This is a genomic window from Actinomadura sp. CNU-125 (assembly GCF_001942465.1).
Lineage (GTDB): Bacteria > Actinomycetota > Actinomycetes > Streptosporangiales > Streptosporangiaceae > Spirillospora.
Genome location: NZ_MKJY01000572.1, coordinates 22562 through 37689, shown reverse-complemented (window position 1 = coordinate 37689; position 15128 = coordinate 22562). Strand labels below are relative to the sequence as shown.

Annotated in this window: 14 protein-coding genes and 2 pseudogenes; 9 read left to right on the top strand and 7 right to left on the bottom strand. The window is 72.7% G+C overall.

From position 1 onward, the window contains the following. The first annotated feature begins 218 nt into the window (after positions 1-218). The 3 genes from BJF79_RS44110 to BJF79_RS44100 all read left to right on the top strand — a co-directional run bounded on the left by BJF79_RS44110 (position 219) and on the right by BJF79_RS44100 (position 2206). Positions 219-476: an ATP/GTP-binding protein gene (locus BJF79_RS44110; RefSeq protein ID WP_262403470.1), complete on the top strand. Its 258-nt coding sequence runs from the start codon at positions 219-221 to the stop codon at positions 474-476. A 105-nt stretch (positions 477-581) separates the two neighbouring features. Beyond that, the gene (locus tag BJF79_RS44105) at positions 582-1292 is read left to right on the top strand and encodes an alpha/beta hydrolase (protein ID WP_075906518.1); all 711 of its coding nucleotides are present in this window, start codon (positions 582-584) and stop codon (positions 1290-1292) included. 89 nt (positions 1293-1381) lie between these two features. After that, entirely contained in the window at positions 1382-2206 is an 825-nt protein-coding gene (locus tag BJF79_RS44100) for an alpha/beta fold hydrolase (protein ID WP_075906516.1), read from the top strand. Here BJF79_RS44100 and BJF79_RS44095 read toward each other — a convergent pair. From BJF79_RS44095 to mce, 3 genes and pseudogenes are all read right to left on the bottom strand, one after another. Beyond that, positions 2166-3836 carry an AI-2E family transporter gene (locus tag BJF79_RS44095; RefSeq protein ID WP_075906514.1) on the bottom strand — a complete coding sequence of 557 codons (1671 nt, stop codon included), beginning with the start codon at positions 3834-3836 and terminating at the stop codon, positions 2166-2168. The two genes, BJF79_RS44100 and BJF79_RS44095, sit on opposite strands and share 41 nt — an antisense overlap. 114 nt (positions 3837-3950) lie before the next feature. After that, a pseudogene (locus BJF79_RS44090) lies at positions 3951-5271 on the bottom strand (DivIVA domain-containing protein). Positions 5272-5611: 340 nt separating this feature from the next. Then, positions 5612-6034, bottom strand: coding sequence for a methylmalonyl-CoA epimerase (mce, locus tag BJF79_RS44085; protein WP_075906512.1), 423 nt, complete (start codon positions 6032-6034; stop codon positions 5612-5614). An 83-nt stretch (positions 6035-6117) separates the two neighbouring features. Here mce and BJF79_RS44080 point away from each other — a divergent pair, with 83 nt between their 5' ends. Continuing rightward, the gene (locus BJF79_RS44080; protein ID WP_075906510.1) at positions 6118-7317 is read left to right on the top strand and encodes an acetyl-CoA C-acetyltransferase; all 1200 of its coding nucleotides are present in this window, start codon (positions 6118-6120) and stop codon (positions 7315-7317) included. 188 nt (positions 7318-7505) lie between these two features. On the opposite strand, the gene BJF79_RS44075 is transcribed toward BJF79_RS44080, so the two are convergent. Beyond that, positions 7506-8120, bottom strand: coding sequence for a DUF4230 domain-containing protein (locus BJF79_RS44075; protein ID WP_262403469.1), 615 nt, complete (start codon positions 8118-8120; stop codon positions 7506-7508). Between the two features lie 187 nt (positions 8121-8307). Here BJF79_RS44075 and BJF79_RS44070 point away from each other — a divergent pair, with 187 nt between their 5' ends. Further along, a complete protein-coding gene (locus BJF79_RS44070) occupies positions 8308-8619 on the top strand; it encodes a DUF3817 domain-containing protein (protein WP_075906506.1) in 312 nt (103 codons plus the stop codon). Here the strand turns inward: BJF79_RS44070 and BJF79_RS52320 are convergent. The 3 genes from BJF79_RS52320 to BJF79_RS44060 all read right to left on the bottom strand — a co-directional run bounded on the left by BJF79_RS52320 (position 8616) and on the right by BJF79_RS44060 (position 11696). Further along, the gene (locus BJF79_RS52320; protein WP_187357145.1) at positions 8616-10007 is read right to left on the bottom strand and encodes a hypothetical protein; all 1392 of its coding nucleotides are present in this window, start codon (positions 10005-10007) and stop codon (positions 8616-8618) included. The genes BJF79_RS44070 and BJF79_RS52320 overlap by 4 nt on opposite strands. Then, a complete protein-coding gene (locus BJF79_RS44065; RefSeq protein WP_075906504.1) occupies positions 10000-10926 on the bottom strand; it encodes an ATP-binding cassette domain-containing protein in 927 nt (308 codons plus the stop codon). The genes BJF79_RS52320 and BJF79_RS44065 overlap by 8 nt, the downstream gene beginning before the upstream one ends. Positions 10927-11288: 362 nt before the next feature. Next, complete coding sequence (locus BJF79_RS44060; protein WP_075906502.1) at positions 11289-11696, bottom strand: MerR family transcriptional regulator; 408 nt, start codon at positions 11694-11696, stop codon at positions 11289-11291. 50 nt (positions 11697-11746) lie between these two features. On the opposite strand from BJF79_RS44060, the gene BJF79_RS44055 reads away from it, so the two are divergent. The 4 genes and pseudogenes from BJF79_RS44055 to BJF79_RS44040 all read left to right on the top strand — a co-directional run bounded on the left by BJF79_RS44055 (position 11747) and on the right by BJF79_RS44040 (position 15040). After that, positions 11747-12673 carry an NAD(P)-binding domain-containing protein gene (locus BJF79_RS44055; RefSeq protein ID WP_075906500.1) on the top strand — a complete coding sequence of 309 codons (927 nt, stop codon included), beginning with the start codon at positions 11747-11749 and terminating at the stop codon, positions 12671-12673. 10 nt (positions 12674-12683) lie between these two features. Beyond that, positions 12684-13114 (top strand): annotated as a pseudogene (locus BJF79_RS44050) (PPOX class F420-dependent oxidoreductase). Positions 13115-13287: 173 nt separating this feature from the next. Further along, positions 13288-14253, top strand: coding sequence for a tetratricopeptide repeat protein (locus BJF79_RS44045; RefSeq protein ID WP_143220912.1), 966 nt, complete (start codon positions 13288-13290; stop codon positions 14251-14253). Between the two features lie 94 nt (positions 14254-14347). Next, positions 14348-15040: an AAA family ATPase gene (locus BJF79_RS44040; RefSeq protein WP_262403468.1), complete on the top strand. Its 693-nt coding sequence runs from the start codon at positions 14348-14350 to the stop codon at positions 15038-15040. Positions 15041-15128 lie beyond the last annotated feature (88 nt).

Here is a 15128-nt window from a genome sequence, read left to right as displayed (position 1 = left end):
ACGCGCGGCGCGTCCCGCGGCATCTTCCTGGTGTCGACCGACGGCGGCCGCACGTTCAAGGCCGAGTCCCGCGAACCCGCCCTCGCCCCGACCCCGCTCCTCGTCGAGCACGTCACCGCCGGGCGTCCGCTCAGGTAAAGCGGGCCTACCCTGGAAGCATGAGCCCCCGCAAGAACCGCCGCTCCGCCCCCGGACCGACTCCCCGGGGCGGCGGCGGCATGTGGGCTCAAGAAACCGAGGACGGGCCGGACGGCACCTGGATCGTGCGCAACGTCGCCGGGGGCAATGCGGCGAAACCGTACCGCTGCCCCGGCTGCGACCACGAGATCCCGCCGGGCGTCGGGCACGTCGTCGCCTGGCCCGCCGACGAACGCGGCGGCGCCGACGACCGGCGGCACTGGCACCGTCCGTGCTGGCAGGCCCGCAACCGGCGCGCGCCCCGCGTCCAGCGGAGCCGCAACGCGCCCCGCTACTGACCGCCGTCCGGAACGGAGCGCCAGCGGAGTGGAAGACGACGGTCAGTAGCCTTTGGGGGGTGTGGGGGGCCGCCCCCACAGGGAACACTGACGACGAGGAGACCGATGGCGGAGATCCGGGCCACGACCGTCCTGCCCGCACGCCGCGAGGACATCACCCTGCACACGTCCGACGGGCTGGAACTCGTCGGCGAACTCGCGCTGCCGCCGGAGAACCCCCCGGTGGCGACGCTCGTGTGCCTGCATCCGCTGCCCACCGCCGAAGGCATGATGGACAGCCATGTCCTGCGCAAGGCGTCCTACCGGCTGCCCGCACTCGCCGACGTCGCCGTCCTGCGGTTCAACACGCGCGGCACGACCTCCGCGCGCGGCACCAGCCAGGGGGAGTTCGGCGAGGGCGAGACCGAACGGTTCGACGTCGCCGCCGCCCTCGAATACACCGAATACCACGACCTGCCCCGCCCCTGGCTGCTCGGCTGGTCGTTCGGCACCGAACTCGCGCTCAAGTGGGGCCGCGACCCGCTCGTCGAAGGCGCCATTCTCCTGTCGCCGCCGCTGCACCGCGCGGCCGACGCCGACCTCGACGCGTGGGGCGCCGACGGACGTCCCGTCCTCGCGCTCGTCCCCGAGTTCGACGACTACCTGCGACCCGACGAGGCCCGCGAACGGTTCGCCCGCGTCCCGCAGGCCGAGGTCATCGGCGTCGACAAGGCCAAGCACCTGTGGGTCGGCGAACCCTACGTGCGGACGGTGCTGAACGAGATCGTCCGGCGAGTGGCCCCCGCGGCGCACCCCCTCCCCACGGAATGGCCGTAATCCAATCGGCCGATGACGGCCACTCCTGATCATCTCGGGCCCTTTCGGGTAACCATTACCGGTAACCCGACACGAGGTGAGGAACCCGCATGACCGTGCAGCTCTACGCCCGGGACGTCGGTTCCGGCACGCCGCTCGTCCTGCTGCACGCCTTCCCGCTCTCGTCGGCGATGTGGCTGGAGCAGCGGCAGGGCCTCGCCGGACGGTTCCGCGTGATCACCCCGGACCTGCGCGGGTTCGGCGGCTCCCGGCTCGGCACCGACGAGCCGTCCATCGACGCGATGGCCGACGACGTCGCCCGCATGTTCCGCGACCAGGGCGTCCGCCGCGCCGTCGTCGGCGGGCTGTCGATGGGCGGATACGTCGCGATGGCGCTCTGCCGCAGGCACCCCGAACTCGTGCTCGGGCTCGTCCTCGCCGCCACCCGCGCGGCCGCCGACACCGACGCGACCCGGCAGAACCGGCTCCGCCAGGCCGAGGCGCTCGACGGCGACACCGGCGTACGGACCCTCGTCGACGAGGTGCTCCCCGGACTCGTCGGGCCCACCACCATGCGGCAGCGCGCCCTCATCTACGGGCGCGTCCGCGGGCTCGTCCAAGCCACCCCGGCGCCCGCCGCCGCCTGGGCGCAGCGCGCGATGGCCGCCCGCCCCGACTCCTTCGAAACCCTCCGCGAACTGCGCGTCCCCACCCTCGTCATGGTCGGCGACGAGGACGCCCTCGCCACCGAGGACGAGGCCCGCGCCATGGCCGACGCCGCCCCCGACTCCGAACTCCTCGTCATCCCCCGCGCCGGGCACCTGTGCGCCGTCGAACAGCCCGACCTGTTCAACCAGGCCGTCGCCGAGTTCACCGCCGCCCTCGCCCGGACCGCTAAAGAGTCTCCTGACGGGGCAGGACGACCTCGCGGATGAGCAGCGACACCGCCGCCGCCGTCGGGATCGCCAGCAGCGCCCCCACCACCCCGAGCAGCGCCGCCCCGACCAGCGCCGCGACGATCGTGACCGCCGGCTGCACGTCGACCGTCCGCTTCATCACCCTCGGGTAGATGAAGTAGTTCTCCACCTGCTGGTACGCGACGTAGAAGACCACACAGGCGATGGCATCCGCCCCCGACCCCGTCAGGAACGCGATCAGGCACACCACCACCGCCCCGATCGTCGCGCCCACCAGCGGGATCAGCGCCGTCACCGCCACGATCAGCGACAGCGCCAGCGCGTACTTCACCTCCACGATCGACAGGAAGATGTACGACATCGCGCCCGCGATGAACCCGATCATGAACTGGCCCGCGACGTACCCGCCGATCCGGTCCAGGATCTCGTCGCCCAGCAGCGCCACGCGCGCGCGCCGCGTGCGCGGGGCCAGCTTGTAGAAGAACGTCTTGATCTGCGGCAGCGACCCCAGGAAGTACAGCGTCAGGATCAGGATGGTCACCGTCTGGACCACACCGTTTATGGCGACCCGCCCGATCCCCGTGGCCGCCTCCGTGACCTGCTTCTGGAAATCCTCACTGTTGACGAACGTCTCGGCCTTCTCCAGCAGCCCGTACCGCTTGTCCCACTCCGCGAGCTGCTCGTTGTTCTGCAATTGCTCGACGAAATGCGGGATCGACTCCCGCAACTCGTTGACCTGCTCGGTCACCGGCTGCACCAGCGACGCGACGAACCCCGCGAAGAACAGCAGCACCCCGAAGAACACCGCACCGACCGCGAGCCCCCGCGGCAGCCCCACCCGCCGCAGCCGCTCCACCGCCGGGTTCAACCCGATGGCGAGGAACAGCGCCACGACGATCATCACGATCGTCGACCGCGCACTCGTCGCGGCCTGCACCAGCAACCACGCGGTGATCACCCCGAGCGCCGCCGTGAACCCGAACACGAACGGATGCGCCCGTCCGAGCGGCTGCCCCGGCCGTCCGAACGGGAACCGCTGGTCGACCCCCGCCTCCCGCCGCCGCTGCTCGACGTCCATCGCGGGATCGGGCGTCACCGGCAGCGGCACGTCCTGCTCCGCGACGAGCGCCCCGACACCCGCCCCGCGCTCCGCACGGGCCCCGCCGTCCGCGAGCGCGTCCGTGTCCTGCGGCCGAGTCTCCACAGGCCGCGCGTCAGCGTCGTCCCGCACATCGACCTCGGTGGAGTCACCGCCACCGTCCGCGCCGCGCCCGTCGGCGGCTGTGTCAGTGGCGCCGGGAGCGCCGCTTTCGCCCCCCGCGTCGGCCTCGTCCCCCGCGTCGGCCTCGTCCCGCGCATCGGGTTCTGCGGGCGCGGGCTTGGTGTCGGCCGGGTCCGAGGTGTCCGCTTCGCGTGCGTCGGCGTCGTCGTCCGTGGCGTTGGCCGCGTTGCTTTCGTCCTGCGCGTCGGGCTCGGGGGTGGTGCCTGCGGCGCCCGTTCCGCCGGGGGAGGTGTCGGTGTCCTCGGGGGTGGGGGCGGTCGTGTCGGGGGTGTCTTGCGTGTCGTCGGGGGGTTGGGTGGGCGAGGGGACTCGGGCGGGGGCGGGCGGCGCGGCGGAACCGTCCTCGCGGGGGGTCTCGTCGGGCACGCCGGTCTCCTCTGTCTCCTGCGGTCTTCTCTATGAACGACGGAAAGCCTAGAGGCGTTCGCTCGGCCCCTAGGCTTTCCGGTCGGTGACGCGCCGGACGGACGCGTCAGGTGGTCACTCCTGCCACCAGTCCTCGTCGTCCTCGTCGGACTTCTTGGCCTCGGCGGGCTTGGCGGGTGCGGTCTTCGCCGGGGCCGCCTTGGCGACGGGCTTGGGGGCGGGCGGCTCCTCCTTGGGCTCGGCCGCGGGGATGGCGGGCTTCTCCGGCGGGGCCGCGATCTCGTCGGCGCATGCCGGGGGACACGCCGCCGATGAGCTGGCGGAGCTGGTTGAGGTGGCTGGTGATGCTGTCGCGCTGGCGGGTGAGCTCGTCGACCTGGCGCTGCGCGTTGGTGCGGACGCGGTCGGCCTCGGCCTTGGTCTCGGCGAGCAGCTGCTCGGCCTGCGCCTTCGCCTCGGCGATGACGTTGTCGCTGTTCTTGCGGGCGTTGGCGACGAGCTGCTTGGCGTGCGAGTCGGCTTCGCGGCGGGTCTGCTCGGCCTGCTGGGTGGCCTTGGCGGCGCGCTGCTCGGCGGACGCGGCGCGCTGTTCGGCCTCGGCGACGAGCTTCTGCGTGGCGGCCTGCGCGGCGGCGTGCCGCTCGGCGTCCTGGCGGTCGGCCTCCTCGCGGCGGGCGGCGAGCTGGATCTCGAACTCGGCCTCCGCCTGGGCGCGCTGGGCTTCGCTCTCCTCCAGGATGCGCTGTGCCTGGGCGCGCATCTCGTCGGCCTGCCGCTTGGCGGTCGTGAGGATCTCGTCGCGCTCGCGCTTGGTGGACGCGCGCAGCTGTGCGACCTCGCGCTCGGTGGTGGTGCGGAGCTTGGCGATCTCGCGTTCGGCGGCGGCGCGCTTCTCGGCGACCTCGTGGTCGGCGGTGGCGCGGAGCTTGGCGACCTCGCGTTCGGTGGTGGAGGTCAGCTCGTCGGCCTCGCGGCGGGCGGACGTGCGGACCTCTTCGGCCTCGCGCTCGGCCGCGCCCCGCATGTCGTCGCCCTCGCGCTGGGCGGTGGCGCGGAGTTCGGCGGCGTCGTTCTCCGCGGTGGCGCGGAGTTCGGCGGCGTCGACCTTGGCGGCGGCCTTGATCTCGTTGGCCTCGGAACGGGCGGCCTGGACGAGCTCGGTGGCCTGCTCCTCGGCGAGCCGGAGCAGCTGCTCGATGCGGGCGCCGAGACCGGAGTAGGTCGGGCGCTCCTGTTCCTGCAGCTGACGGTGCGCGTCGGACAGCTCGCGCTGCATCGCCTGGGTCTGCTCGCGAGTCTGCCGGACCTCGCTGTCGAGCTGTTTGATGTGCTCGTCGACCTGGTGCCGGTCGTAGCCGCGAAGCACCACGTCGAACTCGCGTGGGGGCGTGTCTTCGAAGAAGTTGGTGAGCTGGGCGTCGATGTCGGACTGCATGTGGCTCAATCCTGATGTGACGGGGCTACGGGTGGTTCCGGGGACCGGTTGATCGCCTGGCGGGAACGGCGCAACGCCCCAGACCTCTTCCGGCGAATGAAGCCTACTCCCGACACTGCCGTGTTGGGGGCTCATCTTGACGCGCTGCGTGTTTTGTCCCGCTTTGGCATGTCGCTCCGGGAAGTCGCGGCTGCCCAGGTACGGGTGCCACAAATGCACCAGACGCGACCGAACGGTCACAGAGCGGCAGTCTGTACCCGGTTCCCCGGTCCCGTGGTCCCGAAACCGTCACGATCCGGTCACGGTGCGGGGCCGCTCCGTGACCGGACGTCCGCCGTGCTCAGCGCTTCTGCACCAGCTCCGTCAGGACGCCGTGGCAGTCCTTCGGGTGCAGGAAGTTGATCTGCGAGCCCAGCGAGCCCTTGCGCGGCTCGTCGTACAGGACCCGGACGCCCTTGCCGGCGATGCCCGCGGCCTCGTCGGCCACCGTCCCGTCGGTGCCGAACGCGATGTGGTGAACCCCCTCGCCGTTCTTGGCGAGCCACTTGCCGACGGCCGAGTCCTCGCGGATGGGCTCGATCAGCTGGAGGTAGCTCGCGGCGCCGTCCCCCGTCTCGTTGATCTTGAGCATGGCCTCCCGGACGCCCTGCTCCTCGTTCACCTCGAAGTGCACGTCGGTGAAGCCGTACGTGGCCTTGTAGAACTCGACGGTGGCCTCGAGGTCGTGGCAGGCGATACCGATGTGGTCGATGCGGGTCAGCATGGGCGGGTCTCCCTCGAAGGCGTGCCGATACTCCTGGGTATGGTGGCAAACGTCGGCGCAGCACCACTCTGGAGGGCCCCCTCATGACCGCCACATCCGTGATCGTCGCCGGAGCGCGCACGCCCATCGGCCGCCTGATGGGCTCGCTCAAGGACTTCTCCGCGGCCGACCTCGGCGCGCACGCGATCAAGGCGGCGCTGGAGCGGGCCGGAGTGTCCGGCGACCAGGTCCAGTACGTGATCCTCGGGCAGGTCCTCCAGGCGGGCGCGGGGCAGATCCCGTCGCGCCAGGCCGCGGTGAAGGCCGGCATCCCGATGAACGTCCCGTCCATCACGATCAACAAGGTCTGCCTGTCCGGCCTGGACGCCATCGCGCTCGCCGACCAGCTGATCCGCGCGGGCGAGTTCGACATCGTCGTCGCGGGCGGCATGGAGTCGATGACGCGGGCGCCGCACCTGCTGCCGAAGTCGCGCGGCGGCTACAAGTACGGATCGGTCGAGATGCTCGACCACATGGCCTACGACGCGCTCACCGACGCGTTCGACGGGCTGGCGATGGGCGAGTCGACCGAGCGGCACAACGCCGAGCTCGACATCTCCCGCGAAGAGCAGGACGAGTTCTCCGCCCGCTCGCACCAGCGCGCCGCGGACGCGATCAAGAACGGCCTGTTCGACGACGAGATCGCCCCGATCGAGATCCCGCAGCGCAAGGGCGACCCCGTCGTGTTCGGCACCGACGAGGGCGTCCGGGGCGACACGACCGCCGAGGTGCTGGCGAAGCTGCGCCCGTCGTTCAGCAAGGACGGGACGATCACCGCGGGCTCGTCCTCGCAGATCAGCGACGGCGCCGCGGCGGTCGTGGTGATGTCGAAGGCGAAGGCCGAGGAGCTCGGCCTCGGCTGGCTCGCCGAGATCGGCGCGCACGGCAACGTCGCCGGCCCCGACAACTCGCTGCAGTCCCAGCCCGCGAACGCGATCAAGCACGCGCTCGGCAAGGAGGGCCTGGACGTCGCCGACCTCGACCTCATCGAGATCAACGAGGCGTTCGCGGCGGTCGGCGTCCAGTCGATGCGCGACCTCGGCGTCGGCCCGGAGAAGGTCAACGTGAACGGCGGCGCGATCGCGCTCGGCCACCCGGTGGGCATGTCCGGCGCCCGCATCGCGCTGCACCTGGCCCACGAGCTGAAGCGCCGCGGCGGCGGCGTCGGCGCCGCCGGCCTCTGCGGCGGCGGCGGCCAGGGCGACGCGCTTATCGTCCGCGTTCCGACCCGGCCCCTCGCCTAGCGGCTCGGGGCCGATCGGCCCGCATGCGATTGCTGCATCGCTCCGACTCGCCCAGGGGGCTCGCTGCGCGATCGGATTCTCGCAAGCTCGAATCCGGCTTCGCTCGCAATCGCAGTGGTTTCGGTCCGCTCGGGTCGGGGTGATGGCTGGTGACGTGGGGCCCGCGCCCGGCTCGTCCGGGCGCGGGGTCACTGGGCCGGGGCGGTGAACTTCACCGACTCGAAGCCGAGGGCCTGAAGCATGTTGGTCAGCATCGTCCGCGTGTTGGCGTCGGCCCGTTCGCGCAGGCCGCTCTTCGTGGCCGCGTCCTGGATCTTCCTGCTCGCCAGGACGTACAGCTGCTGCTGGTCGTTCGGGTTGCTGCTGAAGAAGTCGCCGAACCGGTCGAACAGGCCGCGCTCGGTGGCATGGACGTAACTGTTCTCGGTGTCGAGGTTCGTCTTCTCCAGGCGGGCCGGCGGCAGCGTGATCGTCGCGGCCGTCCGGTCCGCGTTCACCTTGATCGCGCCCGCGCCGAGCCCGGCGAAGTCGACGTAGGCGTCCACGCTGCCGTTGCCGACGAACAGGGTGCGCTTGCCGCGCAGCGAACTCGGGAGGAACTTCGCGTCCTTCTCCAGATCGACGATGACCTGGAACGTTCCGCTCGCGGCCTCGTAGCGGCGCAGGTCCTGGATGGACTTGAGCAGGACGGGCCCGCTGCGGTCCTTCGTCTCGGTCCCGAAGGGGTTCGCCCAGTCGGGCAGTCCGCGCACGAACTGCAGGGCCACCAGCACGACGACGACCGTCGCCACGACCAGCGGCACGGGGCCGCGGAGGAACCGGAGGGGACGGGAGGCTCTGGAGGGGCTGCCGTTATTCGGTTTTTCGCTCGCCATACCCCCGGCATGCCCCGCAGCGGCTTCCGTTCACGCCACTTGTTGCTGCCGGGCGATGTGATCAGGGCCATATCCCCGCGTGAAACCTCCTGCGGGGAAGGGACGTTGACCGGACGTGGACATTGTTCGTGCTTTCCGAGTCGTCTCCATCGCGGAGGCGATCTCGTTCCTCGTGCTGCTGCTCGTGGCCATGCCGCTGAAGTACATGGCGGACATGCCGTCGGCGGTGTCGCTGGTGGGCCCGATCCACGGGGTCCTGTTCATCGCCTATGTCGGGGCGGCGGTGATCGTGCGGCCGCAGCTCGGCTGGAACATGACGCGGACGGTCCTCGCGCTGGGCGCCTCGGTGCTGCCCATCGCGCCGTTCTTCGTCGAACGCCACTGGACCAAGCCCGCGCCGGTCACCGAGCCGGCCGGCCGGGCCTAGACTCCTGCGCGGTCGTGTCGGGCTGGGGGTCCCGGCGCGGCCGTGCAGGGGAACCCTGCGCGCCGCTCCCCGCCTCGTGCGGAGGGCGGCGCGTCGACGTACGCGGCGCACCGGCCGTCCGGGGGTCGCCCGCCGCGCCGACGTCGGCGGCGGTGCGGAAGTCGTGGGGGCCGAGGGCGCACGCCCGGTAGTCCGCGAAGTTGCGCCGCAGCCAGTCGCGGCGCAGCTCCTCGTCCCATGAGCCGAACAGCCGCGCGAGCGCGCGCGTCGCCGATCGCGGGCGGCGCCTCGCCGACCAGCCAGGCGTCCACCAGCGCGCCGTAGCCGCGGGAGGACGGGCACATCCGCGGGTCGCGCAGGCCGTCGCGGATTCGCCGGACGGCCCGTTCCTCGAACCCCGGCGGCAGCGCGGCGTCGAGGTGGACGCCCGCGACGCCGTCCCGCACCCCGCCGGGCGCCCACGACGGGCGCTGCTCCACGCGGGTGAACGCGCCGGGCGTCCCGTCCAGCCGGGCGGCGAGGGGGATCACCGCGGACGTCAGCGCGGGCAGCGCGTCGCGCAGCGCCGGATGCACGCACACGGTCAGCGGCCACTCCCGGCACACCGGGTCGGCGTGGGCGGGCGCGACCGTCCCGCCCGCCGTCCCGTGCAGCCCGAGGGTCGCCGCCGTGGCGGCCGCGAGCGCCACCGCGAGGGGCACGCCGATCAGTGCGCGGCGCGTCGCCCACAGCACGTAGCCGAGGATCAGCGCGGCCGTCGCGCCGAGCGCCCACACGACCTGGTCGGCGAGCACCTGCGGGCGCAACGTGGTGAAGAGCGCGACCTGGTTCAGCGCGGCCGGGGGAAGCAGGCTCCACCATGACAGGCCGGGCACCCGCAGCGCCGACCACAGCCCGGTGACGACGAGGACGAGCGGTGCCGTCGCCCGGTGCGGCGCGACCCGTCCGGCGAGGTAGCCGGCCACGACGTGCAGGACGAGCGCGCCCGCGCCCGCCGCGAAGCCGAGCGGGTGGGAGCGCCCGGTCCCGTCGTGCAGCAGCGTGACGGCGACGATCACGACGGAGACGGCCGCGTACGACACGAGCGCGGCGGCCGACAGCAGCAGCAGGTCGAACAGCACGCCGGTGGCGGGGGAGCGGGCGGTGAGGTTGCGCAGGTAGTCGAGGGGGCGTTCGCGGACGGCCGTCCAGGCGGCGAGCGCGGCGGCGACCGGGCCCAGCAGCCGTACCGCGTTGACCAGCGCGACGACGGAGTTGTCCCAGTAGGAGTGCGGCGGGCACAGCGACAGCGCCGCCGCGGCGGTGCCGACGACGGTGAGCAGCGGCACCGCGACGAGCAGCGCCGTGCGACGGGCGTCCAGCCGGAGCACCCGCCCGAGGTCAGACACCGGCGGCGCGCCGCGCCGAGCCGTCCGCCGATCCGCGGCCGCACCGGCTGCGGCGGCGCGGGCAGCGCCGGCCGCCGGCCGATCCGCCGCGGTCGACCCGTCCAGGGCCGCGACGACCATGGACGGTCGGCCACAGCCACCGGCGCGGCACCGATTCCTCGCCGTGCCGTGGATCGCCGGGCACCGCGTCGCGGACGCCGGCCGCATCGGGCCAACGGCGGTCGGCGGCGGTACGGCCCCGGCGGGTCGTGGCCGAGCGGGTGGGCTGCTCGGTGAGCTTGCCGCGGGTCAGTGTGAACAGGCGGTCGCACCAGCCGGTGAGCGGGTCGCAGCCGTCCGCGGTGATCACCACGGTCGGGGCGAGGGCGCGCAGTACCGGGATCAGCTCGGCGATCGCGGCGGACGCGTCGCCGCCGGGCCCGGCCGCGCCGGTGGGCCAGGGGTCGGCGGCGGCGCACAGCTCGCCGAACGGGTCGTCGAGCAGCACCAGCTCGGGTTCGTGGACGCACGCGGCGGCGAGGCCCGCGCGCAGCCGCACGTCCGGCGGCAGCAGCGCGAGTTCGGTCCCGGCGGCCTCGGTGAGGTCGAGCCGTTTGACCATGGCGCGCGCCGCGGCGGCGCTCGTCCGCTTGAAGTACGCGGCGTATTCGACGAATTCGCCCGCCGTCATGTGCTCCGCCCGGGAGAACCGGGACGGCAGGTAGCCGATCCGGGCCCGCGCGGCGCGCAACTCCGTACCGTTCGATATGTCCCTTCCGAGAACGTGCAGCACGCCGGCGTTCGGTCGGCGCAAGGTCGCGAACGTGGCCAGCAGAGTGGATTTACCGACACCAGGTGGACCGGCCAGGCCGACCACTCCTTCGGCAAGGCCGAAGGTCACCGGGCGCAGGAGCCACCGCCCCCCGCGGCGGACACCCATTCCTCGGGCCACGATCGCGGAATACTCCGCGATCACTGTTTCCCCCCGTTGTTCGCCATGCGCTCGCTGCGGCCGTTTCTGGCGCGCCGGTGGCCTCCCCCGTCACCACGCGGCGCCCGCCCGGCTCCCGGCACCGGCGGGGCCGGTGTCCAGGGCGTCCGGGACTCCTTTGCCACGGAACGATGCATCGACAACGCGACTATAACCGGGCTTGGCGATGTCTGTCAGCAATCTTTTTGCCTTTACTGCGGGACCGCTGGATCCTTTGCCTCGCAGCGTGACTAGAACAAAACATGATATCTTGACAATCGGCATATGCCCGCCAAAGGGCATTTCGTGGGCCGAATGAGGTCTGCCGGTGATCAGACGGTCGCGGGTTCCGCCGCGGACCCGTCGCATTCCGGATAGACCGTCGGCATACGGCGCTCGGCGGAGTCGATGAGGTCGCTCAGAACCCGCCGAGACTGGACGACCGACTCGATGCACGCATCGAGCTTGTGCAGGCGCGCGCGCAGAGCGTCCAGGAGTTCGGGGCACGGCTCAAGTTCGGGGGACGGGCCGGTCGCGCAGGGAAGCAGGTACGCGATCTCCGCGCTCGACAGCCCTGCTTCGAGCAGCTTGCGGATCTGCGCGACGGTCAGAACCGCCTCGTCCGTGTACTCACGGTAACCGTTGGCGCCCCGGCGGGGTTCGATCAGCCCTTGTGCCTCGTAGTAGCGCAACTGGTGCGTATTGACCCCGGTTCGCTTGCTCAGTTCTCCGATCAGCATGGCGCTCGCTCCTTGACCTTCATATCAGTGTGAAGGTTCAGGATTCTGCCATGAGCACCGCATCGCCTGATGAAACGACATCGACGCAGAACGACGACACCGACCGCACGCCCGTCGCCGTCCTCGGCCTCGGGATGATGGGGGCGGCCCTCGCCGCCGCGTTCCTGCGCGCGGGGCACCCGACGACCGTCTGGAACCGGACGGCCGCGAAGGCCGAGCCGCTCGTGGCCGCGGGCGCGACCCCCGCCGCCGCGCCCGCCGAAGCCGTCGCCGCGGCCCCGCTCGTGGTCGTCTGCGTGTCCGACCACGCGTCCGTCCGCGCGATCCTCGACCCGCTCGGCGGCGCCCTCGACGGCCGGACCGTCGTGAACCTCAGCTCCGGGACGTCCCGGGAAGCCCGCGAGACGGCCGCGGCGGCGGCCCGGCACGGCGCCGCCTACCTCGGCGGCGCGATCATGGCCGTCCCCGAGACGATCGGCACCGCGGACGCGCTGCTCGTCTACGCGGGCCCGCGGACGCTCTTCGACCGGCACGAGCCGGTGCTGCGGAGCCTCGGCGCGGGAACGTCGCACCTCGGCGACGACCACGGCCTGGCGGCGCTGAACGAGATGGCCGTCCTGAGCGTGATGTGGAACGTGCTGAACGGCTTCCTGCACGGTGCCGCCCTCCTCGGCGCGGCGGGCGTGGACGCCGCCGCGTTCGCCCCGCTGGCGAAGAACGGCATCGAGACCGTCGCCGGATGGGTCCCGGACTACGCACGGCAGATCGACGACGGCGACTACCCGGTCCTGGACGCCTCCGTCGACACCCACCTGACGACGATGCGGCACCTCGTCGACGAGAGCGCGGCCCTCGGCGTCTCGACCGAACTGCCGGCGCTCGTCCGGGCCCTGGCGGACCGCGCCGTGGCCGCCGGACGCGGCGGCGACGGCTACGCCGCGCTGATCGAGCAGTTCCGCGAGCCCTCGGACGGATAGAAAGAAGACCATGACCATCACGCAGTACGACCCGCACGCCCTGCTCGCCGAGGCCCGGCTCGGGATCCTCGCGACGATCAAGTCCGACGGGCGCCCCCAGCTCTCGCCCGTCACGCCCTACTACGACCGCGAGGCGGGCGTCTGTACGTCTCGATGACCGAGGGACGCGCCAAGACGGCCAACCTGCGCCGCGACCCGCGGGCCGCGCTGGAGGTCACCGCCTCCGACGGCCGGTCGTGGGCCACCGCCGAGGGCCCGGTGACGCTCGTCGGGCCGAGCACCGACCCGGACGGCCCGGAGGTCGACGCGCTCGTCGACTACTACCGGCGTGCCGCCGGGGAGCACCCGGACTGGGCCGAGTACCGGTCGGTCATGGTGTCCGACCGGCGGGTGCTCATGAGGATGACGGTCGAGCACGTGTACGGCCAGCGGCTCGGCTGACCCGCCGGTCCGCGAGCCGGTCGGCACGCCGGTCCGCGGGTCGGTCCGCGGCCGGTCCGCGGGCCGGTTCGCGCGGTTTCCCACGCGGATTTCCGCACGGTCCGTCCCGTCCCCGCACTCCGCTGGGAGCGTACGGGCGCACAGGTGGTGCGGGGATGGGGCAGGATGGAGCCATGCCTTCTCGGGACTTTTCGTTGCACGGGGCCATCGACCTGGGCGCTCGCCAGGCGGCCACCAGGAAGCAGCAGGAACGCCGGGCGCAGGCGCAGGCGGGCGGCGGCACCGCGTCCGCGGGCGCGGGCGGGGCCGGCGGGCAGTACGTCCTCGACGTGACGGACGAGACGTTCAACGTCGACGTGGTGGAGCGCTCGCAGAGCGTGCCCGTCCTCGTCGACTTCTGGGCCGACTGGTGTCAGCCCTGCAAGCAGCTCGGGCCCATCCTGGAGAAGCTCGCCGAAGAGGCGGCCGGGAAGTGGGTGCTCGCCAAGGTCGACATCGACGCGAACCAGCAGCTCGCCGCCTACATGCAGCAGATGGGCGTCCAGGGCATCCCGTTCGTCGCGGCGGTCGTCGGCGGGCAGCTGCTGCCGTTCCTGAACGGCGCCGCGCCCGAGCCGCAGGTGCGGGAGGCCATCGACCAGCTCTTCGACGTGCTGCGCAAGGAGGGCATCCTCCCGGACGCGCCCGAGGGCGAGCCCGGCGCGGAGCAGCCCGCCCAGCCGCCGGTCGACTCGCCGTACGCCGAAGCCGAGGACGCCCTGCAGCGCGGCGACCTGGACGCGGCGAAGACGGCGTTCGAGCGGCTGCTGGCGCAGAACCCGCGCGACGCGCAGGCCAAGCAGGGCCTCGGGCTCGTCGAGCTGAGCCTGCGGGTGCAGGCGCTCGACCCCGAGCGCGCGCTCCAGGAGGGGCAGGCCAAGCCCGGCGACGTGCAGGCGCAGATCGGCGCGGCCGACGTGGAGATGATGTCGGGGCGCGTCGACGAGGCGTTCGCGCGGCTGATCGCGGCGGTCCGGGCGAGCGCGGGCGACGACCGGGACGCGGCGCGCAAGCACCTGCTGTCCCTGTTCGATCTGATCCCGCCGGACGACCCGCGCGTGGGCAAGGCGCGCCGCTCGCTGCAGTCCGCCCTGTTCTGACGGACGGACGGCGGTAAGCACGAACGGGTCCGACGAACGGGCCCGCGAACGGGTCCGGCGGTCGCTCGACGGCCGGTTCGACGGTCCCCGTGCGGTGACGGACGCCCAAAACGGGCATGAACGGTACGTGGCCGCCCGGATCGTGACCATCTCCGCCGCGTTCGGTGCGGCCGGCGCACTCGTCGGCCCCGCCGTGGCGGAGCGCCTGCGGCTGCCGTTCGTCGACCGCGCGATTCCCGAGGTCGTCGCGAGCGAGATCGGCTGCACGCTGCGCGAGGCCCTCGCCCACGACGGGCGCGCCGAGAGCGGCCTCGGCCGGATCCTCGCCGGGGCGGCGCGGCTCCCGAGCGTCGCGCTGAACGGCATGGAGGTCCACCTGCCGAACCGCGAACTCGTCCCGCCCGAGGAGTTCACCGCCCACACCGAGAACGTGATCCGGCGCGCGGCCGACGGGGGCTGCGTCGTCCTCGGGCGCGCGGGCGCGCTCGTCCTGGCCGACCGGACGGACGCGCTGCACGTGCGGCTGGACGGGGCGCGGGAGCGCCGGCTGGTGCGGGCGGCCGCCGAGATGCCCCCGAACAGGGACGCGAGTGCACCGAGCGGGACGCCGTACCGCGAAGCGGAGCGTATGCTCGTGGACAACGACCGCGCCCGAACGGCCTACGTGAAGCACTTCTACGGGGCCGATCCCGCCGATCCGCGGCTCTATCACCTCGTGATCGACACCACGAGGCTGCCCGTGCCCGCCGCCGTCGACCTCGTCGTCGCCGCGGCGGGGACGATCTGAGCACCGCGGGCCGTCCGGGTGCGGCCCCCGGCGTGCCGCGCCGATCGCGGGCGCGTCCGGGACACGGACATACCCGGTTACAGAGGGA